The organism is Pseudomonas sp. NPDC077649 (genome assembly GCF_044542855.1).
Classification (GTDB): domain Bacteria; phylum Pseudomonadota; class Gammaproteobacteria; order Pseudomonadales; family Pseudomonadaceae; genus Aquipseudomonas.
The window spans coordinates 242,769-267,337 of sequence record NZ_JBITVF010000006.1 but is presented as its reverse complement, the minus strand read 5'-3'; the positions used below and the strand labels follow the sequence as shown (position 1 = coordinate 267,337).

Annotated in this window: 20 protein-coding genes and 2 riboswitches; of the genes, 6 read left to right on the top strand and 14 right to left on the bottom strand. The window is 69.5% G+C overall.

What is annotated here, in order from left to right:
- Positions 1-25 precede the first annotated feature (25 nt).
- The 6 genes from ACIGFL_RS18810 to cbiE all read right to left on the bottom strand — a co-directional run bounded on the left by ACIGFL_RS18810 (position 26) and on the right by cbiE (position 7,496).
- On the bottom strand, positions 26-1,366 hold the full coding sequence (locus ACIGFL_RS18810; RefSeq protein ID WP_397498150.1) for a sigma-54-dependent transcriptional regulator: 1,341 nt from the start codon (positions 1,364-1,366) through the stop codon (positions 26-28).
- A 247-nt stretch (positions 1,367-1,613) separates the two neighbouring features.
- Positions 1,614-3,359: an ATP-binding protein gene (locus ACIGFL_RS18805; protein WP_397498149.1), complete on the bottom strand. Its 1,746-nt coding sequence runs from the start codon at positions 3,357-3,359 to the stop codon at positions 1,614-1,616.
- A 48-nt stretch (positions 3,360-3,407) separates the two neighbouring features.
- On the bottom strand, positions 3,408-4,592 hold the full coding sequence (gene cfaB, locus ACIGFL_RS18800) for a C17 cyclopropane fatty acid synthase CfaB (protein WP_397498148.1): 1,185 nt from the start codon (positions 4,590-4,592) through the stop codon (positions 3,408-3,410).
- 114 nt (positions 4,593-4,706) lie between these two features.
- The gene (locus ACIGFL_RS18795) at positions 4,707-5,396 is read right to left on the bottom strand and encodes a (2Fe-2S) ferredoxin domain-containing protein (protein WP_397498147.1); all 690 of its coding nucleotides are present in this window, start codon (positions 5,394-5,396) and stop codon (positions 4,707-4,709) included.
- A 181-nt stretch (positions 5,397-5,577) separates the two neighbouring features.
- Positions 5,578-6,297, bottom strand: coding sequence for a cobalt-precorrin-6A reductase (locus tag ACIGFL_RS18790; protein ID WP_397498146.1), 720 nt, complete (start codon positions 6,295-6,297; stop codon positions 5,578-5,580).
- Positions 6,294-7,496: a precorrin-6y C5,15-methyltransferase (decarboxylating) subunit CbiE gene (gene cbiE, locus ACIGFL_RS18785; protein ID WP_397498145.1), complete on the bottom strand. Its 1,203-nt coding sequence runs from the start codon at positions 7,494-7,496 to the stop codon at positions 6,294-6,296. Before cbiE ends, ACIGFL_RS18790 begins: the two co-directional genes overlap by 4 nt.
- Before the next feature lie 56 nt (positions 7,497-7,552).
- Positions 7,553-7,746, top strand: a riboswitch (cobalamin riboswitch).
- 96 nt (positions 7,747-7,842) lie between these two features.
- On the opposite strand from cbiE, the gene cobG reads away from it, so the two are divergent.
- From cobG to cobJ, 4 genes are all read left to right on the top strand, one after another.
- Positions 7,843-9,156: a precorrin-3B synthase gene (gene cobG, locus ACIGFL_RS18780; protein ID WP_397498144.1), complete on the top strand. Its 1,314-nt coding sequence runs from the start codon at positions 7,843-7,845 to the stop codon at positions 9,154-9,156.
- Positions 9,149-9,775 carry a precorrin-8X methylmutase gene (locus ACIGFL_RS18775; RefSeq protein WP_397498143.1) on the top strand — a complete coding sequence of 209 codons (627 nt, stop codon included), beginning with the start codon at positions 9,149-9,151 and terminating at the stop codon, positions 9,773-9,775. The genes cobG and ACIGFL_RS18775 overlap by 8 nt, the downstream gene beginning before the upstream one ends.
- The gene (locus ACIGFL_RS18770) at positions 9,772-10,515 is read left to right on the top strand and encodes a precorrin-2 C(20)-methyltransferase (RefSeq protein WP_397498142.1); all 744 of its coding nucleotides are present in this window, start codon (positions 9,772-9,774) and stop codon (positions 10,513-10,515) included. The genes ACIGFL_RS18775 and ACIGFL_RS18770 overlap by 4 nt, the downstream gene beginning before the upstream one ends.
- Positions 10,516-10,689: 174 nt before the next feature.
- On the top strand, positions 10,690-12,336 hold the full coding sequence (cobJ, locus tag ACIGFL_RS18765; protein ID WP_397498141.1) for a precorrin-3B C(17)-methyltransferase: 1,647 nt from the start codon (positions 10,690-10,692) through the stop codon (positions 12,334-12,336).
- Positions 12,337-12,399: 63 nt separating this feature from the next.
- Here the strand turns inward: cobJ and ACIGFL_RS18760 are convergent, their stop codons facing one another.
- The 3 genes from ACIGFL_RS18760 to ACIGFL_RS18750 all read right to left on the bottom strand — a co-directional run bounded on the left by ACIGFL_RS18760 (position 12,400) and on the right by ACIGFL_RS18750 (position 14,206).
- Positions 12,400-12,792, bottom strand: coding sequence for a VOC family protein (locus ACIGFL_RS18760; RefSeq protein ID WP_397498140.1), 393 nt, complete (start codon positions 12,790-12,792; stop codon positions 12,400-12,402).
- A gap of 23 nt (positions 12,793-12,815) precedes the next feature.
- Positions 12,816-13,385: a flavin reductase family protein gene (locus ACIGFL_RS18755; protein WP_397498139.1), complete on the bottom strand. Its 570-nt coding sequence runs from the start codon at positions 13,383-13,385 to the stop codon at positions 12,816-12,818.
- A gap of 77 nt (positions 13,386-13,462) precedes the next feature.
- Positions 13,463-14,206: an SDR family oxidoreductase gene (locus tag ACIGFL_RS18750; RefSeq protein WP_397498138.1), complete on the bottom strand. Its 744-nt coding sequence runs from the start codon at positions 14,204-14,206 to the stop codon at positions 13,463-13,465.
- Between the two features lie 140 nt (positions 14,207-14,346).
- Between ACIGFL_RS18750 and ACIGFL_RS18745 the strand changes: the two genes are divergently transcribed.
- Both ACIGFL_RS18745 and ACIGFL_RS18740 read left to right on the top strand, forming a co-directional pair.
- Entirely contained in the window at positions 14,347-15,258 is a 912-nt protein-coding gene (locus ACIGFL_RS18745) for a LysR family transcriptional regulator (protein WP_397498137.1), read from the top strand.
- Between the two features lie 121 nt (positions 15,259-15,379).
- Entirely contained in the window at positions 15,380-16,687 is a 1,308-nt protein-coding gene (locus ACIGFL_RS18740) for an MFS transporter (RefSeq protein WP_397498136.1), read from the top strand.
- Here ACIGFL_RS18740 and cobF read toward each other — a convergent pair.
- The 5 genes from cobF to cobW form a co-directional block, all read right to left on the bottom strand.
- Positions 16,684-17,448, bottom strand: a complete 765-nt coding sequence (gene cobF / locus ACIGFL_RS18735) for a precorrin-6A synthase (deacetylating) (RefSeq protein WP_397498135.1) — start codon at positions 17,446-17,448, stop codon at positions 16,684-16,686. The genes ACIGFL_RS18740 and cobF overlap by 4 nt on opposite strands.
- Positions 17,445-18,155 carry a VWA domain-containing protein gene (locus ACIGFL_RS18730; RefSeq protein WP_397498194.1) on the bottom strand — a complete coding sequence of 237 codons (711 nt, stop codon included), beginning with the start codon at positions 18,153-18,155 and terminating at the stop codon, positions 17,445-17,447. Before ACIGFL_RS18730 ends, cobF begins: the two co-directional genes overlap by 4 nt.
- Positions 18,137-19,141: an ATP-binding protein gene (locus tag ACIGFL_RS18725; protein WP_397498134.1), complete on the bottom strand. Its 1,005-nt coding sequence runs from the start codon at positions 19,139-19,141 to the stop codon at positions 18,137-18,139. The genes ACIGFL_RS18730 and ACIGFL_RS18725 overlap by 19 nt, the downstream gene beginning before the upstream one ends.
- A gap of 271 nt (positions 19,142-19,412) precedes the next feature.
- Positions 19,413-23,159 (bottom strand): cobaltochelatase subunit CobN, encoded by a 3,747-nt coding sequence (gene cobN, locus ACIGFL_RS18720; protein ID WP_397498133.1) that lies wholly within the window; start codon positions 23,157-23,159, stop codon positions 19,413-19,415.
- Between the two features lie 38 nt (positions 23,160-23,197).
- The gene (gene cobW, locus ACIGFL_RS18715) at positions 23,198-24,247 is read right to left on the bottom strand and encodes a cobalamin biosynthesis protein CobW (RefSeq protein ID WP_397498132.1); all 1,050 of its coding nucleotides are present in this window, start codon (positions 24,245-24,247) and stop codon (positions 23,198-23,200) included.
- Positions 24,248-24,341: 94 nt separating this feature from the next.
- Positions 24,342-24,540: riboswitch (cobalamin riboswitch) on the bottom strand.
- Positions 24,541-24,569 lie beyond the last annotated feature (29 nt).

Genomic DNA, 24,569 nt, shown 5'->3' with positions numbered 1-24,569 from the left:
GGCAGGCGGACTCCTAAGAGGGGGGTTATTCCTCGCCGCCGGGCAGATAGTCGCCGCGCGCCAGGCCGTGGCGCTGCATCTTCTCGTTGAGGGTGCGGCGCGGCAGCTGCAGCATCTCCATCACCGCGGCGATATTGCCCTGGCATTGCAGCAGGGCGTTGTGCAGGCATTGCGCCTCGAAGGCCTCCATCTGCTGGGCCAGCGCCTGGCCGGCGAAACGCTCGGCCGGCGGCGGGCTGGACAGGCCCAGGGCATGGCGCTCGGCGGCGTTGATCAGCTCGCGCACGTTGCCCGGCCAGTCGTGGCCGAGCAGCCGCGCCAGCTCGCTGGGCGCCAGCGGTGGCACCTCGCGGCCGTGGCGTTCGGCGGCGGCGCGGGCGAAGTGCTCGAACAGCAGCGGAATGTCCTCGCGGCGCTCGCGCAGCGGCGGAATCTGCAGGGTGGCGACGTTCAGACGGTACAGCAGGTCCTCGCGAAAGCGCCCGGCCTTCACCTCGCCCTGCAGATCCGGCTTGGCCGCGCTGATCACCCGCAGGTCGACCTGAATGCTCTTGTTCGAGCCGAGGCGTTCCAGGGTCTTCTCCTGCAGCACGCGCAGCAGCTTGACCTGCTGCGCCAGCGGCAGGCTCTCCACCTCGTCGAGGAACAGGGTGCCGCCGTCGGCGTGCTCGATGCGACCGATGCGCTTGGCCTGGGCGCCGGTGAAGGCGCCGCTCTCGTGGCCGAACAGCTCGCTCTCGAAGATGGTCTCGGGAATCGCCGCGCAGTTCAGCGCGGCGAAGGCCTTGCCGGCGCGCGGGCTGAAGTCGTGCAGGCAGCGCGCCACGCGCTCCTTGCCGCTGCCGGTCTCGCCGCGGATCAGCACGTTGACCGAGGTGCCGGCCAGCTCGAGGATCTGCCGGCGCAGGTTCTCCATCGGCCGCGAGATGCCGATCAGCTGGCTCTCGATACGGCCCTTGTCGGCCACCTGCTGGCGCAGCAGGCGGTTCTCGCAAACCAGGCGGCGCTTGTCGAGGGCGCGGCGCACGCTGTCGAGCAGGCGCTCGGGGGTGAAGGGTTTCTCGATGAAGTCGTAGGCGCCCTGACGCAGCGCCTGCACCGCCATGGGCACGTCGCCGTGACCGGTGACCAGGATCACCGGCAGGTCGGCATCCAGCGCCAGCAGCTTGTCGAGCAGCTGCAGGCCATCGCTGCCGGGCATGCGTACATCGCTGACGACTATGCCGGGGTAGTCGCGATCGACCAGGGCCAGGGCCTCGGCCGCGCTGGCGCAGCTGCGCACGGTGAAACCGGACAGCTCCAGCCACTGCTGCACCGCCTCGCGAATCGCCGCCTCGTCGTCGACCACTATCACCTGAGCGCTCATGGCACCTCCTCTCGAAAACGGCGGGCAGTGTAGCCCACAAGATTCAACGCGGTCCGTAGGGTGGATGACGCTGTTTTCATCCACCATGGTTGCCATGGCCTGGTGGATGGGTGAAGCGCCATCCACCCTACGCACCACCAATTCCCCGGACTGCAGCCGGGCTACGGAGCGTGCACGGGCCGTGGGCGGGGCTTTAGCCGCGAAACATCGGCGCTGCTGTCGCGGCTGAAGCCCCCTGCCACAAGGTTTACGGTGCCGCCGGCAAGCTCAGGGTGAACCGCGCACCGCGCTCGCCATTGCCCGCCTGCAGCACACCGCCCAGCTCGCGGACGATGCCGTAGGACACCGCCAGGCCGAGGCCCAGGCCCTGGCCCACCGGCTTGGTGGTGAAGAACGGCTCGAACACCCGGCCCAGGGTTTCCTCGGCGATGCCGCCGCCGCTGTCCTCGACGCTCAGCAGGCAGGCGTCGCCGTCGCGGGCGATACGCACCTCGAGAATGCGCGCCTCGCTGTCGGCCATGGCGTCGAGGGCGTTGTGCAGCAGGTTGAGCAGCACCTGCTCGAGGCGGATGGCGTCGCCGAGCACCTCGGCCTCGTCGTCCACCCGCGTGCGCAGTTCCACCTGCTCGCTGCGCATGCGCGGCGCCAGCAGCTGCAGCGCCTGTTCCAGCACGCCACCCAGGCACAGACGCTCGCTGAGGCCGGCCGGGGTCTTGCGGGCGAAGGTCTTCAGGTGGCCGGTGAGCGCGGCCATGCGCTGCAGCAGGCCGTCGATGCGCTGCAGGCCCTCGCGCACCGCTTCCGGCCGGCCGCTGTCGAGGAGCAGGCGCAGGCTGCCGAGCTGCATCTGCAGGGCGGTCAGCGGCTGGTTGATCTCGTGGGCCAGGGCCGCCGACATCTGCCCCAGGGCGGCCATCTTGGCGGCGTGCACCAGGCCGTCCTGGGCCTGGCGCAGCTCGGCGGTGCGCAGCTCCACCTCGCGCTCCAGGCGCTCGCGGATGCCGGCCTGCAGGCGCTGGTTCTTGCGCCGCTGGGCGAGGAACAGCAGCAGGAAGGCCAGGGTCATCCACACCCCGGCGGCGGCCAGGCGGTAGCTGCGCACGCTGTCGGCCAGGCCGGACGGCTCGCCGAGCAGGTGTAGGGTCCAGCCCTCCTCGGGCATGGCCAGGCGCTGCCAGAGGTAGTCGCGGCTGCCGTCCGGGCCGTCCACCCGCACCCACTGGGCATCCTCGTCGATGCGCCGGTGGACCTCCTGGGCCAGCGGCTGCAGCGCCTGTTCGGCGTACTTGCGCACCTCCACCAGCTCGGCCCGCGCCTGCTCGTCGAGCGCCTGCAGGGCGCGGAAGCGCCAGGCCGGCTTGTTGCTGAGGATCACCACCTGGTAGCTGTCGGCCACCAGCAGCACGCCGGGCTGGCCGACCCATTCGCGCTGCAGCTCCTCCAGCTCCAGCTTGACCACCAGCACGCCGAGCAGGCTGCCGTCGTCGTCGCGCACCACATGGGAGAGGAAGTAGCCGGGGATGCCGGTGGTCACGCCGACCGCGAAGTAGCGCGCGCCTTCGTCGCGCAGAGCGTCCTGGAAGTAGGGGCGGAAGGCGTAGTTGTTGCCGACGAAGCTGCTCCAGTCGCGCCAGTTGCTCGCCACCAGGGTCTCGCCGCGGGCATCGAGCAGGTACAGCACGGTGGAGCCGGCGGCGGCGTTGAGCCGTTCCAGGCGCTGGTTGAGGGCATGGCGCAGCTGGCGATCCTGCGGCGCGCGCAGCAGGCTCTTGATGTCGCTGTCCAGCGCCAGCACCTCGGGCACCGAGCTGAAGCGCTCGACCAGGGTGCGGATCGACTGGGCGTAGAGCTGCAGCTGGCCGCGCGCTTCGACGCTGCGCTCGGCCCAGGCGCGCTGCTCGGCATGGCGCCCGCCCAGCCAGACGCTGAGCAGCAGGCCGGCGAGAATGGCCAGAACGGTGAAGGCGACGCGGTAGCGGTGCTGCTGCGGCATGGGCGGCTCGGAGGGCGGAGTCGAGCCGCATCTTACTCCAGCAGCTGCTCAGCGATAGAGGTCGGCGCGGGTCCAGGGCAGGTCGTGACTGCCGTCCTCGCGCGGCTTCACCGCGAGAATCTGGTGCAGGTTCATCCAGCCGTGCTGGAAGCCGTAGGCGCAGCCGGCCAGGTACAGCCGCCAGATGCGCAGGGCCTTTTCCGGCACCAGCGCCGCCGCCTGCTGCAGACGCTGCTCCAGGCCCTGGCTCCACAGCTGCAGGGTGCGCGCGTAGTGCAGGCGCAGGCTCTCGACGTCGACGATTTCCAGGCCGGCCTCGCTGATCGCGGTGCCGATGGTGACCAGGTGCGGCAGCTCGCCCTGGGGAAACACGTAGCGGTCGATGAACTCGCCGGCGCCGCGCCCCACCGGGCGGCCGTCGGTGAAGCGCGAGGTGATGCCGTGGTTCAGCACCAGGCCGCCGGTCTTCACCGCAGCGAACAGGCGCTGGCAGTACAGCGCCAGGTTGGCGTGGCCGACGTGCTCGAACATACCGACGCTGACCACCTTGTCGAAGCGACCGTCCTGCGGCAGGTCGCGGTAGTCCAGCAGCTGCAGCTCGACCCTGTCGCCCAGGCCCTCCTCGGCCACGCGCTGGCGGCCCAGTTCCAGCTGCGCCTGGCTGAGGGTGATGCCGAACACCTCGGCGCCGAACTCGCGCGCGGCGAAGCGGGCCAGGCCGCCCCAGCCGCAGCCGACGTCGAGCAGCTTGTCGCCGGCCTGCAGGCGCAGCTTGCGGCACAGATGGCGCAGCTTGGCCTGCTGGGCCTGGTCGAGGTCTTCCTCGCCGGTCTCGAAATAGGCGCAGGAATAGACCATGTCGCGGTCCAGCCACAGGCAGTAGAAGTCGTTGGACAGGTCGTAGTGGTAGCTGATGGCCTCGGCGTCGCTGCGCTTGTCGTGGGCGGTGCGCAGCTCCACCGGCGCGGCGGCGTCGCCGAGCAGCGCGCTGCTCAGCGCATCGCCCACGGCGATGGCCTGATCGATCGGCCCTTCCAGGTCGAGCTTGCCCTCGACATAGGCGCCGCCGAGGGCGTCCAGGCTGGGGCTGGCCAGCTGGCTGACCAGGCTCGGATCCTTGACCACCAGGGTCACCTTGGGCCGCGGCCCCAGGTCGATCTGCTTGCCGTCCCACAGCTTCAGACGCAGCGGCAGCTGGAGTTCGCGGAGTACGGATGGCAGTTGCGCGAGCATGCGAAACCCTCCTGCGGATGCACGTGAAGACACATCCAGCCTAGTCCAGATGATCCCTCTGTCAGGCCAAGGGTTCAATTGCCCGGGCAACACGCCGTGCCGTGGGCCCGAGAGTCAGTCCCGGTCGATGCGCAGTTCGGGCAGCGCCCGGCCCGCTACCAGGCGCTCGTCGACCAGGCGAATCACCGCCGCCTCGTCCTTGATGCCGTACCACTCGCCCTGTGGATAAAGGCTCGCGGTCGGCCCTAGGTCGCAGGGGAACTGGCACTGGCTGCGGGTGATATGCACACCGCCGTCGCACTCCAGCCGGCCGGCGGCCTTGAGCCGCTGACGCAGGCTTTTCCACAGGCCGAGGGCTCCCTTGCGGGTGCAGCGCGGGCCGTTGCACAACAGCAGGCGCTGCGCGTGCGGCGGGATCTGCGACCAGGCATGCTGCGCCGGCAGCGGCGGCACCTCGCTGCAGGGGAGATGCGCCGCGCGGCGCTCCAGCAGCGCGCCGAGGCCGTCGAGCCAGGCGTCTTCCAGCGCCGTGCAGAGCACGAACACCTGGGCCCCGTCGCCGCGCTCGGCGATACGCTGGCGCAGCCAGTCGCGGTGCGCGGCATCGGCGCGCGGCTCCAGATCCACCACCAACAGCGGTCGCGGCGCCTGGTCGATGGCCTGCCAGCAGCCGTCCTGTTCGCTGTCATACAGGTGCGCCTCACCGAGCAGCGCTTCGACGCGCTGCTGCAGACGCTCGGCCGATGCGCCACGCCCCAGGCCGGGGCCGATAAACAGGATGCACGCGTAGGGGGCTTGGTTCATCGGGGTCTCCAAAACGGGCCGGCAGTCTAGCAGCCGCCCGTGGCCCGGATGCAATCCGGGGCAGCATGTAGGTTGGGCTGAGGAGCTTGCGACGAAGCCCAACAGGGATTTTCGGGGGCTGCAGATCGCCGCGCGGAGCCCTGCGGGCGCCCTGTTGGGCTTCGCTGCGCTCAGCGCCAACCTACCGCGCCAACGCGGCCCACAGGCTATCCGGATCCCCGAACTCGCGCGTCACCGCCGGCAACGGGGGACGACGCAACAGCAGCACCGGCAGCCCCAGCTCACGGGCGACCTGCAGCTTCGGCTCGGTGGAAGCGCTGCCGCTGTTCTTGCTCACCAGCACGTCGCAGCGGATACGCGCGAACAGCGCGCGTTCCACGTCCAGCGAGAACGGCCCGCGCGCGCCGATGATCTCGGCGCGCGGCGGCGCCGGTTCGCTCTGCAGGCAGCGCACCGTCCAGTGCTGGTGCGCGGGTATCTCGTGCAGATGGGCCAGCGGCTCGCGCCCGGAGGTGAAAAACGGCCGCTGGAACGGCGCCAGCGCGCGGGTCAACGCATCCCAGCCATCCACTTCACGCCAGTCGTCGCCCGGGCCCGGCTGCCAGCCGGGGCGACGCAGGGCCCAGCAGGGCACGCCGGCGATCTCGGCGGCGCGGGCGGCGTTATGGCTGATCTGCGCGGCATAGGGGTGGGTCAGATCCAGCAGCAGCTCGATGCCTTCGCTCAGAATAAAGGCCGCCAGGCCTTCGGCACCGCCAAAGCCGCCGACGCGCACGCGGCAGGCCAGATCGTCCGGCACGCGGCCGAGGCCGGCCAGGCTGTAGACGGTCTCCGGCCCCAACCAACGGGCCAGGCGCAGCGCTTCGGTGGTGCCGCCGAGCAGCAGGAGTCGCGCACTCACGCCTTGCGCACCGCCAGCAGGGTGATCGGCAGTGCGGCGCGCCAGGTGTCGAAACCGCCCAGCGGCTGCGCCTGAGCCACGGAAAGACGCAGCAGCTCGCCGCCCTGCTGCTCGCGGAAGGCCACCAACGCCGCCTCGCTCTGCAGGGTCACGGCATTGGCCAGCAGGCGCCCGCCCGGCTTGAGTGCGGCCCAGCAGGCGTCCAGCACGCCGGGCACAGTGACGCCGCCACCGATAAAGATCGCATCCGGTGGCGGCAGCCCGGCCAGCGCCTCGGGCGCGTGCCCGGCGACCAGTTGCAGGGCGGGCACGCCGAGGGCGTCGCGGTTGTGGCGGATATGATCCTGACGCCCCTCGTTGGCCTCGACGGCGATGGCGCGGCAGGCCGGATGCGCGCGCATCCACTCGATGCCGATGGAGCCGCAGCCGGCGCCGACGTCCCACAGCAGCTCACCGGGCAGCGGCGCCAGGCGCGCCAGGGTCACCGCGCGAACGTCACGCTTGGTCAGTTGGCCGTCGTGGCGGTAGGCCTCGTCCGGCAGGCCGCAGGTCGGTGGCAGCGGCTGCACCCCGGCCTCGGCCAGGCACTCCACCGCCAGCAGGTTGAGGTCGGCGCCACGCGGCAGGTTCCAGCTCGCGGCCAGGCCATCGAGACGGCGCTCCTCGGGGCCGCCCAGATGCTCCAGCAGGGTCAGGCGGCTGGCACCGAAACCACGGGCGCGCAGCGCTGCGGCAACCTGCGCGGGCGTGTCGCCATCGGCGCTCAGCACCAGCTGGCGCACGCCGGGAAACAGCCGGGCGTTGAGCGTGGCCAGCGGCCGGCCGACCAGCGATAGCACCTCCGCCTCCTGCAGCGGCCAGCCCAGACGTGCCGCCGCCAGCGACACCGAGGACGGCGCTGGCAATACCTGCAACTCGTCGGCCAGCACCTGGCGCGCCAGGCTGGCGCCGACGCCGTAGAACATCGGGTCGCCGCTGGCCAGCACGCACAGCGCCTCGCCACGCCGGGCCAGCAGCGGCTCAAGGTCGAAGGGGCTGGGCCAGGTTTCCCGTTCGCCACCGATGCACGGCGGCAGCAAGGCCAGCTGGCGCGGCGCGCCGACGATGCGCGTAGCCGCCAGCAGCGCGCGGCGCGCGGCCTTGCCCAGGCCGGGGTAGCCGTCTTCGCCGATGCCGACCAGGGTCAACCAGGGTTTCATCCAATGTCCTCGCGCAAGCCCGACGGAGCGCCTGTCCGCGCTCCGGGCAAAGCGGGCATAATAGCGCCTTCGTCGGTGCCCTTGAGTCGATACGACTCCGCAACGGGCCTAAGAGGGAACACGGTCATACCGTGGCTGCCCCCGCAACTGTAAGCAGCGAGTCCAATGCAATCGGCCACTGGGTAACCGGGAAGGCGCGGCGGACGAAGACCTGTCAGCCAGGAGACCTGCCGACGAACGCTGGTCGCGAGTGCCAACATCGGGCGGGGTGTACCGATGCCGTGGAGTCCCCCTGTGGGCGGATTTCGCTGGTTCGGTCGCCGCGTCGTTAGCCACAGGTGACCGCTTGCACGCCTCCGTCCGCCCTTCCGCCTGTCCCGGCCTGCTGCGCATCGTCCCCGCGCTGGACGGTGGCATCTGCCGCATCAAGCTGCCCGGCGGCGTGCTGCGCAGCGCCCAGGCGCGGGCCATTGCCGAGGCGGCGCGGCATGGCGCCAGCGGTGTGCTGGAGCTGACCAACCGCAGCAATCTGCAGATCCGCGGCGTGCTGCCCGGCCAGGAAAGCGCGCTGATCGACGCCCTGCTGAGCGCCGGCCTCGGCCCGCGCGTGGCCGCCGCCGACGATGTGCGCAACCTGCTGCTCAGCCCCGCCGCCGGCCTCGACCCGCAGGCGCGGATGGACATGCGCCCGCTGGCCAGCCAATTGCTCGACCTGCTGCAGGACAGCCCGGCGCTGCACGCGCTGTCGGCCAAGTTCGCCCTGCAACTCGATGGCGGCGAAGCCCTGGCCATGCGCGAGCACCCGCACGACCTGTGGCTGGCCGCCGAGGACGACCAGCACCTGCTGCTGGGCCTGGCCGGCTGCCCCATGGACACGCCGCTGGCGCGCATCGAGGCGAGCCAGGTGCTCGAACTGGTGCGCCAGCTGCTGCTGCTGTTCCTCGAGCTGGCCACGCCCGAGCAATCGCGGATGCGCCAGTTGCTGGCACAGGTGCCAGCCGACGAACTGCTGCAACGCCTGCAGGCGCGCCTGGATTTTGCCCTGCAGCCGGCGCCGGCCACCTGGCAGCCTGCCGCCGCCGTCGAGCGCGCGCCGGCTGGGATTTATCCACAGGCGCAGAGCGGCCTGTGCATGGTCGCCGCTGGCGCCCGCCTCGGCCGGCTGCATGCCGAACAACTGCTGGCGCTGGCCGAGCTGAGCGAGCGCTATGGCGACGGCGAGCTGCGCCTGACGCCCTGGCAGGGCCTGCTGCTGGGCAATGTGCCGGAATCCGCCAGCCGTGAGCTGTTGGCAGCACTGGGCGAACTCGGCCTGCTGACCCACATCGACGAGCCGCTGCTCGGCCTGGTCGCCTGCACCGGTTCGGCCGCCTGCGCCCGCGGTTTGGCCGACAGCAAGCAGCACGCCCTGCACCTGGCCGAGCTGCTGCGCGCAAGCCACGCCCGCCCGCAAGTACACCTCAGCGCCTGCCCGCGCAGCTGCGCCAGCGCCCGCGTGCAGCCCTACACATTGCTGGCCAGCACACCCGACCACTACCAGCTCTATCAACGCACGCCCGCGGCGCCCGGTTTCGGCCGTCTGCTGGCGCCGGCCCTGACCATCGACGAGGCCGGCGCCTGGTTCGCCCGCCAACACCCCGCAGGAACACCCGATGCTTGATTACATCCGCGACGGCCAGGAAATCTACCGCCGCTCCTTCGCCACCATCCGCGCCGAAGCCGACCTGGACGGCATCCCCGCCGACCTGGAGAAACTCGCCGTACGGGTGATTCACGCCTGCGGCATGGTCGACGTGGTGGAGGATCTGCGCTTCTCCCCCGGTGCCGGCGCCGCTGGCCGCGCCGCGCTGCTGGCCGGCGCGCCGATTCTCTGCGATGCGCGCATGGTCGCCGAGGGCATCACCCGCCCGCGCCTGCCGGCGAACAACCAAGTGATCTGCACCCTGCACGACGCCGGCGTGCCGGAGCTGGCCCGCGAACTGGGCAACACCCGCTCGGCGGTGGCCCTGGAGCACTGGCGCGAGCACCTGGAGGGCAGCGTGGTGGTGATCGGCAATGCCCCCACCGCGCTGTTCTACCTGCTGGAAATGCTCGACGCCGGCGCGCCCAAGCCGGCGCTGATCATCGGCATGCCGGTGGGCTTTATCGGCGCGGCGGAATCCAAGGACGCCCTGGCCGCAGACAGCCGCGGCGTGCCCTACGTGATCGTCCGTGGCCGGCGTGGCGGCAGCGCCATGGCGGTGGCCGCGGTCAACGCCCTGGCCTCGGAGGTGGAATGATGGCCGGTCGTCTGCTCGGTCTCGGCGTCGGCCCCGGCGACCCCGAGCTGCTTACCCTCAAGGCCCTGCGCCTGCTCCAGTCGGCACCGGTGGTGGCCTACTTCGTGGCCAAGGCCAAGCACAACGCCGGCCACGGCGGCAATGCCTTCGGCATCATCGAGGCCCACCTTAACGAGGCGCAGCAGCGCCTGCCGCTGGTCTACCCGGTGACCACCGAGAAGCTCGCCCCGCCACTGTCCTACGAGGATGTGATCGCCGACTTCTACGACACCTGCGCCGCGCAGATCGCCCGGCTGCTGGACGCCGGCCAGGACGTGGCGGTGATCTGCGAGGGCGACCCGTTCTTCTACGGCTCCTACATGTACCTGCACGACCGCCTGGCCGACCGCTACGAGGTGGAAGTGGTGCCCGGCGTGTGTTCCATGCTCGGCTGCGCCTCGGTGCTCGGCACGCCGCTGGTGTACCGCAACCAGAGCTTGAGCGTGCTCTCCGGCGTGCTGGCGGAAGACGAGCTGGAACAGCGCCTGCGCGACGCCGAAGCCGCCGTGGTGATGAAGCTCGGGCGCAACTTCGACAAGGTGCGCCGCGTGCTGCGCAAGCTGGGCCTGGATGGCCGCGCCCATTACGTCGAACGGGCGACCATGGCCGAACAGAAGATAGTGGCGCTGGACGAGGTGGAGCCGATGGATTCGCCCTATTTCTCGATGATTCTGGTGCCCGGGCAGAAATGGCGCGGCTGAATCCGTGGGGTGGATGACGCTTCACCCATCCACCGCGCGCAAGGGTGGATGAAAAAAGCGTCAGCTACGCGCCCCGATCCACCCTACACACCCGTTCGGATCGCTCGAACGTAGCCCGGATGCAATCCGGAAAACCCATTCCCCGGATAACATCCGGGCCACAGGATTTACCGCATGAACATCGTCATCCTCGGCGCCAGCGCGCTGGCCACCGCCCAAGGCCTCCAGGGGCTTTATCCACAGGCCGTGATCCATGGCCTGCGCGGGCGCGCCGATGGCGCCGAGCGCCATTACGACGACTTCGGCGAGACTCTGCGTAGCCTGTATCGCACAGGCCAGCCACTGCTGGTGCTGTGCGCCGCCGGCATCGTCATCCGCAGCCTGGCTGCGCTGCTGGCGGAAAAGGGCGCCGAGCCGCCGGTGCTGGCCCTGGCCGAGGACGGCAGCGCCGTGGTGCCACTGCTCGGCGGCCTGGCCGGGGTCAATCGCCTGGCCCGCGAGATCGCCGCGTACCTGGGGGTTACGCCGGCCATCACCACCAGCGGCGAGCTGCGCTTCGGCACCTGCCTGCTGGAGCCACCGGCCGGCTATGCCCTGGCCGACCTGCAGCAGGGCAAGCGCTTCGTCAGCGACCTGCTCGGCGGCGAAAGCGTGCGTATCGAAGGCCAGGCGCCCTGGCTGGAGGCCGCGCAGCTGCCGATAGATCAGACCGCGTCGCGGGTGATTCATGTCACCGCAGAGCAGCGTCCACCCAGGGCCGACGAGCTGCTGATCCACCCGCGCTGCGCCGCCGCGCTGATCGAACGCCCCGATGGCGAGCTGCCGGCACGTCTGCAGCAGGCGCTGAGCGAAGCCAAGCTGGCGCCGCAGGCGCTGGCCTGCCTGCTGGCGGACAAAGGCTGGATGGCCCATAGCGAGCTGCATGCGGCAGCAGCCGAGTTGAACCTGCCGCTGCGTTTTATCCACAGCGACTCCCAGTTGCCTGCCGAATGCCACCGGGGCGACGGCCTGCGCCTGCTGCTGGGCGACCAGCCGCTGCAGATCGAGCGCCTCGGCCAGCGCCGCGGGCGCCTTAGCGTGGTCGGCCTCGGCCCCGGCGCCGCCGAGCATATGACCCCGGCCGTGCGCCGCGCCCTGGACCAGGCCGAAGACCTGCTCGGCTACGACACCTACCTGAAGATGGCCGGCCCGCTGCGCGCCGATCAATGCCTGCATCCCAGCGACAACCGCGAAGAGTTGCAGCGCGCCGCCCACGCCTTCGAGCTGGCCGCCGCTGGCCGCCGCGTGGTGATTATCTCCTCCGGCGATCCCGGCGTGTTCGCCATGGCTGCCGCGGTGATGGAGGCGCTGGAAAGCCCGCAGAGCGAGGCCTGGCACGGCGTCGAGCTGGAGGTGCTGCCGGGCGTCTCCGCCGCCCTGGCCACCGCCGCCAAGGCCGGCGCGCCGCTGGGCCACGACTTCTGCCTGATCTCGCTGTCGGACAACCTCAAGCCCTGGGCGGTGATCGAAAAACGCCTGCAGCACGCCGCCGCAGCGGATCTGGCCATGGCCTTCTACAACCCGATCTCCAAGGCCCGCCCCTGGCAGCTCGGCCGCGCCCTGGAGCTGCTGCGCCAGCATCGCGAACCGCAGACCCTGGTGGTGCTCGGCCGCGATATCGGCCGCCCGGCCGAAGCGCTGCGAACCCTCACCCTCGGTGAACTGACGCCGGAGCTGGTCGATATGCGCACCCTGGTGATCATCGGCTCCAGCCAGACCCGCCGCTTCCCCCGCGCCGAGGGGGGCGCGTGGGTCTATACGCCGCGCTGGTATCCCGACTGAGTGGCCGATGGCCAGGCCCCGAATTGCATCCGGGCTAGCCGATATGCCGGGGCAGCGGCCGTCTCATTCGGCCTGGTGGCAGACCACGCACAGCTTTTTGCCGTCCGGGTCGCGGAAGTAGGCGCCGTAGTAATCGGGGTGGTATTCGGGGCGCAGGCCCGGCGCGCCGTCGCAACGTCCACCCTGGGCGAGCGCCAGCCGATGGGCCTGGTCGACCAGGGCGCGGCTCTGCGCCAACAGCGCCACCATCTGCCCGTTACCGGGATGATGGGCGGCGCCATCGAAAGGCTTGCCGATCAGCAGCAACGGCCGGGGCTCCGGCTTCGATTGCCAGGCGGCCCAGGGCTTGTGCTCATCGACAAAGCGCAGCTCGATGCCCAGCAACGCCATGAGCGGCTGGTAGAAGGCCCAGGCCCGTGGGAAGTCGCTCACGCCGATACAGATATGGGAAAACATGCAGCCTCCTCGTTGCCCAGCCTTCAGGCCTGCAGCGCATCGCCAACGGCATAGTAATGACCACCGGCGACATGATGCAGGCTGCGCAGAGCCGGATCGGCGGTCTCGAAGTGCCAGCGGCCGTCGCGGAACACCCGCTCGTCCGCCCAGGCCGCGATCACCTCGCCGATGAACAGGTCATAGGCCTGCTGGTTGTGCGGCTCATCGAGCAAGCGGCAGACCAGCCAGGCCGAACAGCCGGCCACCAGGGGCAGGTCGTGGCCGTCCATTTCGAACAACTCGACACCGGCGCGGGCCAGCTTCGCCGGCTCGTCGGCGAGGCTGGTATTGCCCACCGCCTGGGTCAGCTGCAGCTGCGCTACGGTCGGAATCTGGATGGCGAACAGGCCGCTGCCTTCGATCAGCGCGCGGGTGCGGGTGGCCTTGTCCAGCACCAGGGTCAGCTTCGGCGGGTCGAAATCCAGGGCGCAGCACCAGGCCACCGCCATGACGTTATCCACAGCCTGGTGGCGGGCGGACACCAGCACGGTGGGGCCATGGTTGAGCAGGCGGTAGGCCTTGGCCAGGTCGACGGGACGGATGGACGCGCTCATGCAGACTCCTGAAAGCGGAAAAGGCGCTCGCATGCTGGCCCGTGAAGACCCGCATCGCAAGCGCCGGCGGCAGTGGATCAGAATTCCTGCACGGTGGGGCGCAGGACGATCTCGTTGATGTCGACATCGGCCGGCTGCTCGATGGCGTAGGCGATGGCGCGCGCCACCGACTCGGCCGGAATCGCCTGCTTGTAGAAGTCGACGACGAAGTCGCGGCTCTGCTGGTGCGAGCTGCCGAACTTCAGCTCCGAATCCACCGCGCCCGGCTCGATGGTGGTGGTGCGGATGCGGCCACCGACCTCATGGCGCAGGCCTTCGGAGATGGCGCGCACGGCGAACTTGGTGCCGCTGTAGACGGTGCCGCCCGGGCTGAACACCTTGATCCCGGCCACCGAGGCGATGTTGATGAAATGCCCGGCGTTCTGCTGCTGGAACACCGGCAGTGCAGCAGCGATGCCGTACAGCACGCCCTTGATGTTGATGTCGATCATGCGCTCCCACTCCTCGACGCGCACGTCGCTCAGTGGCGCGATGGCCATCAGCCCGGCGTTGTTGACCAGCACATCGACACGACCGAAGGTGTCCAGCGCACCCTGGATCAGCGCTTTCACCTCATCGGCGCGGGTCACGTCGGTCGGGTAGGCCACGGCCTCGCCACCGGCGGCGACCAGCTCGCTGACCAGCTGCTCGAGACGCTCCTGGCGCCGCGCGGCCAGCACCAGCTTGGCGCCCAGCTGGCTGAGGTGACGCGCGGTGGCTTCGCCCAGGCCGCTGCTGGCGCCGGTGATGACCACGACCTTGCCGGAAATGTTGTTGCTCATGGGTAAGCCCTCTCTCGATTCGTTGGAGTGTCCGCGCCATACGCCGAACATGGGCTCAGGTTAGGGGCGATTTCAGTTTCAATGAATGGAAGAGTTTGGATTAGGCTATTCCACATTCTGGAACACAAAGGCGCCCCGACATGCTCAACCGCATGAAGATGATCCGCATCTTCTGCAGCGCAGCCGACTGCAGCAATTTCCGCGAGGCAGCGACTCGCCTGGGGGTTTCCCCACAGGCGGTGACCCGCGCGATCAAGGCGCTGGAGGAGGAGCTCGGCGAGATTCTCTTTCATCGCAACACCCGCCAGGTGCATATCACCGCCTTCGGCGAGGCCTACGCGGTGCGCGCCCGGCAGATGCTGGAAGATTTCGACGCGCTGTTTCGCGGCCACCGCGCCGAGGCCGAATCGGCCATCAGCGGGCGCATCGGCATCACCGCGCCGCAGGCCATCGGCAAGCGCTTTCTGGTCGGCTTTCTGCAACCCTTGCTCAAACAGCACCCGCAACTGGTGCTGAACCTGCGCCTGGAGGACGAGATCACCGACGCGGTGGAGGCGCAGATCGACATCGGCATCCGCGTCGGCTTCCTGCGCGACAGCCGCTACGTCGCCCGCGCCCTGGCGCCGGTGCCGTTGCAGGTGGTGGCCACGCCGGAGCTGATCGCCGCCAGCGGCGCGCCGCGCACCCTCGACGATCTGCAACAGCGGCCGCTGTCGGTGCTGATCGACCGCAAGAACGGTCGTCCCTGGCCCTGGACCTTCGCCCAGGGGCCCAGCCTGCATCCGCCCACACCGGCGCTGGTGTGCGACGACCCCGAGGCCGAGCTGGAGGCCGTGCTCGCCGGCCTGGCCTACGGTCAGTTGCCCGCCTACCTGGCTCAGCCGTACCTGGAAAGCGGCCGCCTGCAGGCGGTGCTGGAAGAACAAGCGCCCGATCCCTGGCAGCTGTTCATCTACCGCCCGCAGCAAGGCCCTGTGTCACCCCGCGTGCGCCTGGTGTTCGATCACCTGCACGCCTGCTTTGCCGATCCGGCGCGTTTTCCACAGGGCTGAGCCGGGCCGAGGTCGCTCACAGCAACGCCGCGGTCGCCTGCGAAGCGTCACTCCTGTACCCCCCTGGGTAACGTCCCTGAAGACAGCGCAAGCCGTCTAACTCAAGGATCAGGAGAGACGCATGAACGCTACTAGTCACGGCCAACAGGTCAGCCCGGCCACCCTGCACAAAGTGATAGCTGCCTCGGCCATCGGCAATTTCGTCGAATGGTTCGACTTCGCCGTCTACGGCTTTCTCGCCGTGACCATCGCCGCCCTGTTCTTCCCTCAGGGCAACCCTACACTGGCGCTGTTGCAGACCTTCGCGGTATTCGCCGTGTCGTTCGCCCTGCGCCCACTCGGCGGCATCGTCTTCGGCATCCTCGGCGACCGCATCGGCCGCAAACGCGTGCTGTCGATCACCGTGCTGCTGATGGCCGGCGCCACCACGCTGATCGGCCTGCTGCCGACCTACCCCAGCATCGGCCTGTTCGCCCCATTACTGCTGGCGCTGGCGCGCTGCCTGCAAGGATTCTCAGCCGGCGGTGAATATGCCGGTGCCTGCGCCTTCGTCATGGAGCACGCACCCACCGAGCAGAAAGCGCGCTACGGCAGCTTCGTGCCGGTATCCACCTTTCTCGCCTTCGCCTCGGCGGCCGGGCTGGTATTCGGCCTCGATCAGGTGCTCGACAGCGAACAGATGCACGCCTGGGGCTGGCGCCTGCCGTTTCTGATCGCTGCGCCCTTGGGCCTGGTCGGCCTGTACATGCGTCTGCGTCTGGACGAGTCGCCGGCATTCCAGGCCCTGGCCGCCGAGCCAGCACCGAATCATTCACCATTGCGGGAAACCTTGCGCGAACACGGCGCCACCATCCTTTGCCTGGGGGCGTTCATCTCCGCCACCGCGCTGTCGTTCTACATGTTCACCACCTACCTGACCACCTACATGCAGGTGGTCGGCGATGCCGCACGCCCGGTGGCGCTGCTCGCCAGCCTGATGGCGCTGCTGTTCGCCGCGCTGCTATGCCCCTTCGTTGGCCGCTACTCGGATCGCGTCGGCCGCCGCCGTACCATTCTCAGCGCCGGCATGGCTCTGATCGTCGCGGTATACCCGGCCTTCACCCTCGCCGCCTCCGGCAGCCTGCTGGCCTCGGCGCTGGGCGCCATGCTGCTGGCCGTTGGCGCGGTGATCTGCGGCGTGGTTACCGCCGTGCTGCTGTCTGAGCAGTTCCCCACCCGGGTGCGCTACACCGCCTCGGCCTTCACCTACAACCTGGCCTATACGATCTTCGGCGGCACCGCACCACTGGTCGCTACCTGGCTGATCGAGCAAACCGGCGACCGCATGGCGCCGGCCTACTACCTGATCGCCATCGCCCTGCTGGCGCTGGCCGGCGGCCTGGCACTGCCGGAGTCGTCGAAGCGGGCGTTGAACTATCAGCCGGCCTAAGCGGTGCTCCGCCCTCGACGCAGCAGATAGCTGTCCATGATCCAGCCATTGCGCTCGCGCGCCGCGGCGCGGGTGCTGGCGATGCGCTCGGCCAGCTCGTCCAGCGGGCCGGCGATGAGGATTTCATCGGCGGTGCCGACGTAGGCGCCCCAGTAGATGGCAAGGCCCTGGCCGACGAAGCGGCGGTAGCTGTCCTTGGCGTCGAGCATCACCGCCACGCTGTCCACCCCCGGCGGCCAGCCGTCGGCGAGCAGGCGGCCGGTGGTGATCTCCACGGCGCGGCCGATGCTGTTGAGCGGGATGCGGTGGCGCGCGGTCAGCGCCTGCAGGCTGGTGATGCCGGGGATCACCTCAAAGGCGAAATCGCTGCGACTGGCGGCGATGGCCTCGGCGATGCGGATGCTGCTGTCGTACAGCGAGGGGTCGCCCCAGACCATCAAGGCGGCCGTTTCGCCATCGGCCAGCTGCTGGTCGATCAGTTGCTCGAACACCGCCTGCTTGTCGCGGTTGAGCTCGTCGACGCTGGCGCGGTAGTCGGCGGCGTCGCGTTCGCGCTCCGGCTGCAGGCCTTCGGCGAAACGCGGCGTGTGGCCGTCGAGGAAACGCGCGCAGATCTCGCGGCGCAGGGCGTTGAGCTTGTGCTTGGCCGGGCCCTTGTCCATCAGCAAGATCACGTCGCTGCGGCGCAGCGCCTTGATCGCCTGGACGGTGATGTAGTCCGGGTCGCCGGCGCCGATGCCGACCAGCAGCAGGGTTTTCATGGGGTTCTCCAGGTGCGCCCCGGCACGCCGGGCGCCAGGTCGTCGATATGGTGGTAGTCGGCGCCCAGCTGCTGCGCCAGCTGGCGCGCGCGGCCCAGGCGGATGGGGGCGCGCTCGGTGTCGAGCAGCAGGCTCGGACACGGCAGCGGCGCCAGCGCCGGCCAATCGCGCAGACGGCCGTCGGTGAGGATCAGCAGGCGCTGGCGTTCACTGGGTTTCAGCCGCTGGCGACGCTGCAGCCAGTCGCCGGCCTGCTGCAGGGCATTGAGCAGCGGCGTGCCGCCACCGGCGCTGAGTTCCTGCAACCAGCGATGCAGTTCGGCGCCGGCCTTGCGCCCCTGCCACAGCCACTGCGCCTCACGACCGCCGGCCTGCAGCACGGCCAGGCGCGCGCGCAGACGGTAGGCGCTGTCGAAAACCTCGGCGAGCACGCCCTTGGCCAGACTCAGCGCGCCGTGGCGGCGGGTCGAAGCCGAGGCATCGACCAGCACCAGCCACAGCTGCTCGGCCTGCCGGCTGCGCGGGCGCAGCACCAGTTGCTCGCGGCGTTGCGGACGGCCCTTGAGCAGGGTCGCCGGCCAGTCGATTCGCCCGCCCGCGCCAGCTCGTGCGGCGCCAAGCAGGCCGCCACCGAGTCGTCCGGGCCGATTGCCGGCATCCGCGCCTGTGGCTGTGTGCGGGCGGATGCTCAGGGCTTTTTTGCCCAGCGCGGCGGCACCCGCCGTTCGCCCATGGCCTGCGGCTGCGCCGGCAACTCGCCCCACTGGCCTTCGCCCTGACTCTGCTCTGGCGCCTGCTGTGGCACCTGGTTCTGTTCGGGCGGCATGGCGGCCTGCGGTTGCGACTGACGACGGTGGCGCAGGACGAAGTCCTCCACCGCCTCGATATCCACCGGCTCGATAGTCGCCGCGCCGCGCCAGGCGGCATGGGCACGGGCGGCGCGCAGCCAGACCAGGTCGGCGCGCAGGCCATCGACCGCGGCGGCGAAGCAGCGCTGGCTGATCTCGCCCAGGGCGGCGTCAGCCAGCGGTATATCGGCCAGACGCTGGCGGGCGTTCTGGCAGCGTTCGGCGAGGGCGTGCTGCTCGGTCTGCCAGCGTTGCAGGAAGGCGGCGGGGTCGGCATCGAACGCCAGGCGACGACGCACGATCTCGGCGCGCTCGGCCGGCTGCGGCTGGCCGTCGAGGGCCAGATTGAGGCCGAAACGATCGAGCAGTTGCGGGCGCAGCTCGCCCTCCTCGGCGTTCATGGTGCCGATCAGCACGAAGCGCGCGGCATGGCGGTGGGAGATGCCGTCACGCTCGACGTGATTGACCCCGCTGGCGGCGGCATCGAGCAGCAGGTCGACCAGATGATCGGGCAGCAGGTTGACCTCATCGACATAGAGCACGCCGCCGTCGGCCCGGGCCAAGAGGCCGGGCGAGAACTGCGTGCGGCCTTCGCCGAGGGCCGCATCCAGATCCAGGGTGCCGACGATGCGCTCCTCGCTCGCCCCCAGCGGCAGGGTGACGAAGCGCCCGCCGTCCAGCAGATCGGCCAGGCCACGGGCCAGGGTGGACTTGGCCATGCCGCGCGGGCCTTCGATCAGCACGCCGCCGATGGCCGGATCGATGGCCGCCAGGCATAGCGCCAGCTTCAGCGAATCGGCGCCGACCACGGCGGCGAGGGGGAAGTGGTATTCGGTCATGGACATGATCCGTGGGTATGGATGTAGCCCGGATGCAATCCGGGGCCGTTGGTCGCGCAGTGCCCGGATGGCATCCGGGCTACGGGCTGCATGCCCCCGTAGGGTGGGTTAGCGGCGCAGAACGCCGGCCTTGTATCTGCAGAAAAACTCGGCGCGCCGCGTAACCCACCGGGCGATGTTGCGTGTGGCGCCGATGGTGGGTTACGCCGCACCCGCTTCGGCGAATCGACCAGGCACGGCGACAGCCGGCTAACCCACCCTAGGGGAATGCCTCGCGTCATGACTCCTCGCTATCGAGCAGCAGGTTTTCCAGCGCCTCGCGGTACTCGCCGGGGTTCTGCCACAGGCCGCGCTGCTGGGCTTCCAGCAGGCGTTCGAGGATGTCGTTGAGGGCGCCGGGGTTGTGCTGCTGGATAAAGTCGCGGGTGTCTTTGTCGAGCAGGTAGGCATCGGTGAGCAGCGCGTACTGGTGGTCATCGACCAGCTCGCTGGTGGCGTCGAAGGCGAACAGGTAGTCGACGGTCGCGGCCAGCTCGAAGGCGCCCTTGTAGCCGTGGCGCTTCATGCCCGCGATCCACTTGGGATTGGCGGCGCGGGCGCGCACCACGCGCCCCAGTTCTTCCTTCAAGGTGCGGATGCGCGGGGTGTCCGGCTGGCTGTTGTCGCCCAGGTAACTGGCCACCTTGAGCCCGCGCAGGGTTTCCACCGCCGCCAGCATGCCGCCCTGGAACTGGTAGTAGTCGTTGGAATCGAGGATGTCGTGCTCGCGGTTATCCTGGTTGTGCAGCACCGCCTGCAGCTGCTCCAGGCGTTCGGCGAACTGCGCCCGCGCCGGCGTGCCCTCGGCGCCGCTGCCGTAGGCGTAGCCGCCCCAGTTCAGATACACCTCGGCGAGATCCGCGCGGCTCTGCCACAGGCGCTCCTCGATGGCGTTCTGCACCCCGGCACCATAGGCCCCCGGCTTGGCGCCGAACACCCGCCAGCCGGCCTGGCGCCGCGCTTCGGCTTCATCCAGTCCGCTGTCCTTCAATGCCAGCGACTCACGCCAGACCCGCGCCGACAGCGGGTTCATCTCCTCCGGCTCGTCCAGCTCGATCACCGCCTGCACCGCCTCGTCGAACAGGCGGATCAGGTTGCTGAAGGCATCGCGGAAGAAGCCCGATACGCGCAGGGTGACATCCACCCGGGGTCGACCAAGCTGTTCCAGAGCCAATACCTCGAAGCGCTCGACGCGCTGGCTGCCCGGCTGCCACAGCGGGCGCACACCCATTAGCGCCAGCGCCTGGGCAATATCGTCGCCGCCGGTACGCATGGTCGCCGTGCCCCACACCGACAGGCCGAGCTGGCGCAGGTGGTCGCCCTCGTCCTGTAGATGGCGCTCCAGCAGGCGATCCGCCGCCTGCACGCCGAGGCGCCAGGCGGTGGGCGTGGGCAGATGGCGCACATCGAGGGTGAAGAAGTTGCGCCCGGTGGGCAGCACGTCCAGGCGCCCGCGACTCGGCGCGCCGCTTGGCCCGGCAGGGACGAAACGCCCCTCCAGCGCTGCCAGCAGGCCGCCCATCTCGGCGTCGCCGCATGCATCCAGCAAAGGCGCGATATGCTCGGCCAGGCCGTCGAGAATCAGCGCCACCTCGGCACCGAAATCGCCGATGCGCTCACCATTCAGGCGTCGCTCGATCAATGCGAGCGCCAGCAGCTCCAGGCGCTCGCGGGTATCGCCGACGCTGCGCCACAGGCTGTTATCCACAGCCTGCAACGCCTGTGGACGCAGCCCCGCCCAGGCCTGGCCCATATCGCAATCGAGCGGGTCGAGGCCCAGTTCCAGGCCGCGCGCCAGCGCGCGCAGCAGGCTGGCATTGGCGCCCTGGCCATCGCCACGGGGAATGCGCAACAGCGCCAGCAGGGTGTCGCGGCGCAGCTGGCCGGCCGGCGACTCGCCGAACACGTGCAGGCCATCGCGGATCTGCGATTCCTTGAGGTCGCACAGGTAGGCATCGAGCTGCGGCAGCCAGCTGTCGGCATCGTCGTTGAGTTGCAGGCCCAGCTCGCGGTCGAGGCTGGCCTCGCGCACCTTGGCCAGGATCTCGCCGCGCAGCTCCACGGCGCGGCGCTGGTCGAGCTGGCTGGCCTCGAAATACTCGTCGGCCAGGCGCTCCAGGTCGCGCAGCGGGCCGTAGCTCTCGGCGCGGGTCAGCGGCGGCATCAGGTGATCGATGATCACCGCCTGGGTGCGGCGCTTGGCCTGCGCACCCTCGCCCGGGTCGTTGACGATAAAGGGATAGATATTCGGCAGCGGGCCGAGCAGCGCCTGCGGCCAGCAGCCCTCGGAGAGGCCGACGCTCTTGCCCGGCAACCATTCCAGGTTGCCGTGCTTGCCGACGTGGATCAGCGCATCGGCGGCGAAGGCCGTGCGCAGCCAGGCGTAGAAGGCGATATAACCGTGCGGCGGCACCAGATCGGGGTCGTGGTATACCGCCGCCGGGTCGAGCTGGTAGCCGCGCGCCGGCTGGATGCCGACGAAGGTGAGACCGAAGCGCAGGCCGGCCACCATCATCCGCCCGCTGCGGAACATCGGATCGTCCTGCGGCTCGCCCCAACGTTCGCGCACCGCCTGCTGATTTTGCTCAGGCAGGCTGTGGAAGAACCGCAGATAGTCATCCAGTGCCAGACTCTGCGCACAGGGGCGCGAATCCAGGCCATCCAGATCGTTGGTGACGCCGCCGAGCAGGCTGTGGACAAGTTCGGTACCGCTGTCCGGCAGCTTATCCACCGGGTAGCCCTGCTGTTGCAGCGCCTGCAGGATATTCAGCGCGGCAGCCGGCGTATCCAGACCCACACCATTGCCGATGCGGCCATCGCGGGTCGGGTAGTTTGCCAGGACGAGACCGATTCGCTTCTGATTGTTGCTTTTAAGCGCCAACTTGCACCAGTTACGTGCCAGCTCACTGACGAAGGCCATCCCCGGCTCATGTGCCTGGTAGCACAGCACGTCGCTCTGGCTGCGCTCGCTACGCCAGGCCAGGCCCTTGAAGCTGATGGCGGTGCCAATCAGCCGGCCATCCAGCTCGGTCAGCACCACGTGCATGGCCAGGTCGCGCGAGCCCAGGCCCTGGGCGCTGGCCTGCCACTGCGCCTGGTTGTCCAGCGCGCAGATGGCCTGCAGCACCGGGATATCGCGGCGAAACACCCGCGCCTGCGGCGCCTCGGGGTTGGACAGGGCAAAGCCGGTGGTGTTGATGATCAGCGCGGTATCCGTCTCATCCAGCCAGGCCTGTACCTGCTCCAGGCAGACGGCCTCCTTGAGGCTGGCCACGGCAATCGGCAGCGGGTTGAGGCCCTGGGCCTGCAAATGCCGGCAGAAGGCATCGACGAAGGCGGTGTTCGCCGACTGCACATGGTTGCGATAGAACAGCAGCGCCACCACAGGCGCGCCGGGCTGCCACTGCGCACGCCAGTCGACCAGCGTGGCCGGACTGTGCTGCGGGTGATAGAGGCCGACGCGCGGCAGCGCTTGCGGCTCCCGCCAACTGTCGTCACGCCCCAGCCAGCGGCTGCCGATGCAGCGAAACAGCTGGCGCGCGTTGTCCAGCCCGCCCTGGCGCAGGTATTGCCAGAGGCGCTGGCTGTCTTCTTCACCGACGTTGCCGAGCGCACTCAGCTCAGGGTCGGGCTTGTCGTCACCCGGCACCATGATCACCCTGGCGCCGCGCGCACCCAGCTCCACCAGGCGCTCGACCCCGTAGCGCCAGTAGCTCACCCCGCCATGCAGCGAAACCAGGATGACCCTGGCATGCTGCAACACCTGCTCGACGTAGTAATCCACCGAGGCGTGGTTGCTCAGCTGCGCCGGGCTGGCCAGGCGCAGGCTGGGGTAGTCGTCCGGCAGCTGCCGGGCGGCCTCGGCCAGCAAGGACAGGTGCGAATCGCCGGTGCACAGGATCACCAGCTCGGCCGGGGTCTGGCCGAGGTCGGCGATGCTGTCGGCCGGCAGTTGGGCGCCGGGCTGGGTGCGCAGTAGGTGCATGTTCGTTCCGTGGGAGGGGCTTTAGCCCCTCCTACAGCTCAGGCCAGCGCCGCCTTCAGCTCGGCTTCGATGGCCGCGCGGTCGAGCTGCTGGCCGATCAGCACCAGGCGGCTCAGGCGCGGCTCGCCGGCCTGCCAGGCGCGGTCGAAGTGGCGGTCGAAGCGCTGGCCGACACCCTGCACCAGCAGACGCATCGGTTTGCCAGGGATCGCCGCGAAGCCCTTGACCCGCAGGATGCCGTGTTTGCCCACCGCGTCCTTCAGCGCGGCCAGCAGGCGCGCCTCCTCGGCCTCCGGTAGTTCCACGTGGAACGAAGCGAATTCCTCGTGATCGTGGTCGTCGTCCTCGTCGTCGTGATGGGTGCGGCGGCTGTCGATATGCAGCTCGGTTTCGCTGTTCAGGCCCAGCAGTACGTCCAGCGGCAGCTCGCCGCCGTGCGCCTCGATCACCTTGACCGTTGGCGGCAATTCCTCGGCCACCTCCGCGCGCACCGCGGCCAGCGCCTCGGCGTCGAGCAGGTCGGCCTTGTTGAGGATCACCAGGTCGGCGCTGGCCAACTGATCGGCGAACAGCTCGTGCAGCGGCGACTCGTGGTCCAGGTTGGGGTCCAGCTGGCGCTGCGCGTCCACCTGCTCGGGGAAGGCGGCGAAGGTGCCGGCGAGCACCGCCGGGCTGTCGACCACGGTGATCACCGCATCGACGGTGCAGGCGTTGCGGATTTCCGGCCAGTTGAAGGCCTGGACCAACGGCTTGGGCAGGGCCAGGCCGCTGGTCTCGATCAGGATATGGTCGAGATCGCCACGCCGCGCCACCAGCTCGCGCATCACCGGGAAGAACTCCTCCTGCACGGTGCAGCACAGGCAGCCGTTGGCCAGCTCGAAGACGCGGCCCATGGCCTCTTCCTCGCTGCAGCCGATGGCGCACTGCTTGAGGATCTCGCCGTCGATGCCCAGCTCGCCGAACTCGTTGACGATCACCGCGATACGGCGCCCCTCGGCATGGGTCAGCAGATGGCGCAGCAAGGTGGTTTTGCCGGCACCGAGAAATCCGGTGACGATGGTGACGGGCAGTTTGGCGAGGGTTTTCATGGCGGGCCCCGTGGCGACGATAAATTCGGCGGACGGGGACGGGCAGACAAGCACGCGCGAGCATGCTGGCCGCGTCGGATCACCCCGTCCGAACAGTTGGCTGACGAAACGAGGCAGGTCTCCTGGCTCACGGTCTGCGTAATACGCGACCCTTCACCTTCCCGCCATAGGGCAGTGGTGCGTCGAAGGGCTTGAGACCGTTTACAGTTGCGGGGGCAGCCAGGGCATCGACCCTGTTCCCTCTTAGCTTCCCGGCGGCACTGCCGGGAAGAACCTCGAACGCGAGAAGGCTACGCAGGCCGCGGCGGTCGGTCAATCGCGG

Coding starts and splice junctions, on each gene's coding strand:
- ACIGFL_RS18795 (WP_397498147.1), bottom strand. CDS start 5,396: ATGAACCAAGCCCCCTACGCGTGCATCCTGTTTATCGGCCCCGGCCTG.
- cbiE (WP_397498145.1), bottom strand. CDS start 7,496: ATGAAACCCTGGTTGACCCTGGTCGGCATCGGCGAAGACGGCTACCCC.
- ACIGFL_RS18805 (WP_397498149.1), bottom strand. CDS start 3,359: ATGCCGCAGCAGCACCGCTACCGCGTCGCCTTCACCGTTCTGGCCATT.
- cobW (WP_397498132.1), bottom strand. CDS start 24,247: ATGAAAACCCTCGCCAAACTGCCCGTCACCATCGTCACCGGATTTCTC.
- ACIGFL_RS18740 (WP_397498136.1), top strand. CDS start 15,380: ATGAACGCTACTAGTCACGGCCAACAGGTCAGCCCGGCCACCCTGCAC.
- cobJ (WP_397498141.1), top strand. CDS start 10,690: ATGAACATCGTCATCCTCGGCGCCAGCGCGCTGGCCACCGCCCAAGGC.
- ACIGFL_RS18745 (WP_397498137.1), top strand. CDS start 14,347: ATGCTCAACCGCATGAAGATGATCCGCATCTTCTGCAGCGCAGCCGAC.
- ACIGFL_RS18750 (WP_397498138.1), bottom strand. CDS start 14,206: ATGAGCAACAACATTTCCGGCAAGGTCGTGGTCATCACCGGCGCCAGC.
- ACIGFL_RS18810 (WP_397498150.1), bottom strand. CDS start 1,366: ATGAGCGCTCAGGTGATAGTGGTCGACGACGAGGCGGCGATTCGCGAG.
- cfaB (WP_397498148.1), bottom strand. CDS start 4,592: ATGCTCGCGCAACTGCCATCCGTACTCCGCGAACTCCAGCTGCCGCTG.
- ACIGFL_RS18775 (WP_397498143.1), top strand. CDS start 9,149: ATGCTTGATTACATCCGCGACGGCCAGGAAATCTACCGCCGCTCCTTC.
- cobN (WP_397498133.1), bottom strand. CDS start 23,159: ATGCACCTACTGCGCACCCAGCCCGGCGCCCAACTGCCGGCCGACAGC.
- ACIGFL_RS18770 (WP_397498142.1), top strand. CDS start 9,772: ATGATGGCCGGTCGTCTGCTCGGTCTCGGCGTCGGCCCCGGCGACCCC.
- ACIGFL_RS18725 (WP_397498134.1), bottom strand. CDS start 19,141: ATGTCCATGACCGAATACCACTTCCCCCTCGCCGCCGTGGTCGGCGCC.
- cobF (WP_397498135.1), bottom strand. CDS start 17,448: ATGAAAACCCTGCTGCTGGTCGGCATCGGCGCCGGCGACCCGGACTAC.
- ACIGFL_RS18755 (WP_397498139.1), bottom strand. CDS start 13,385: ATGAGCGCGTCCATCCGTCCCGTCGACCTGGCCAAGGCCTACCGCCTG.
- ACIGFL_RS18760 (WP_397498140.1), bottom strand. CDS start 12,792: ATGTTTTCCCATATCTGTATCGGCGTGAGCGACTTCCCACGGGCCTGG.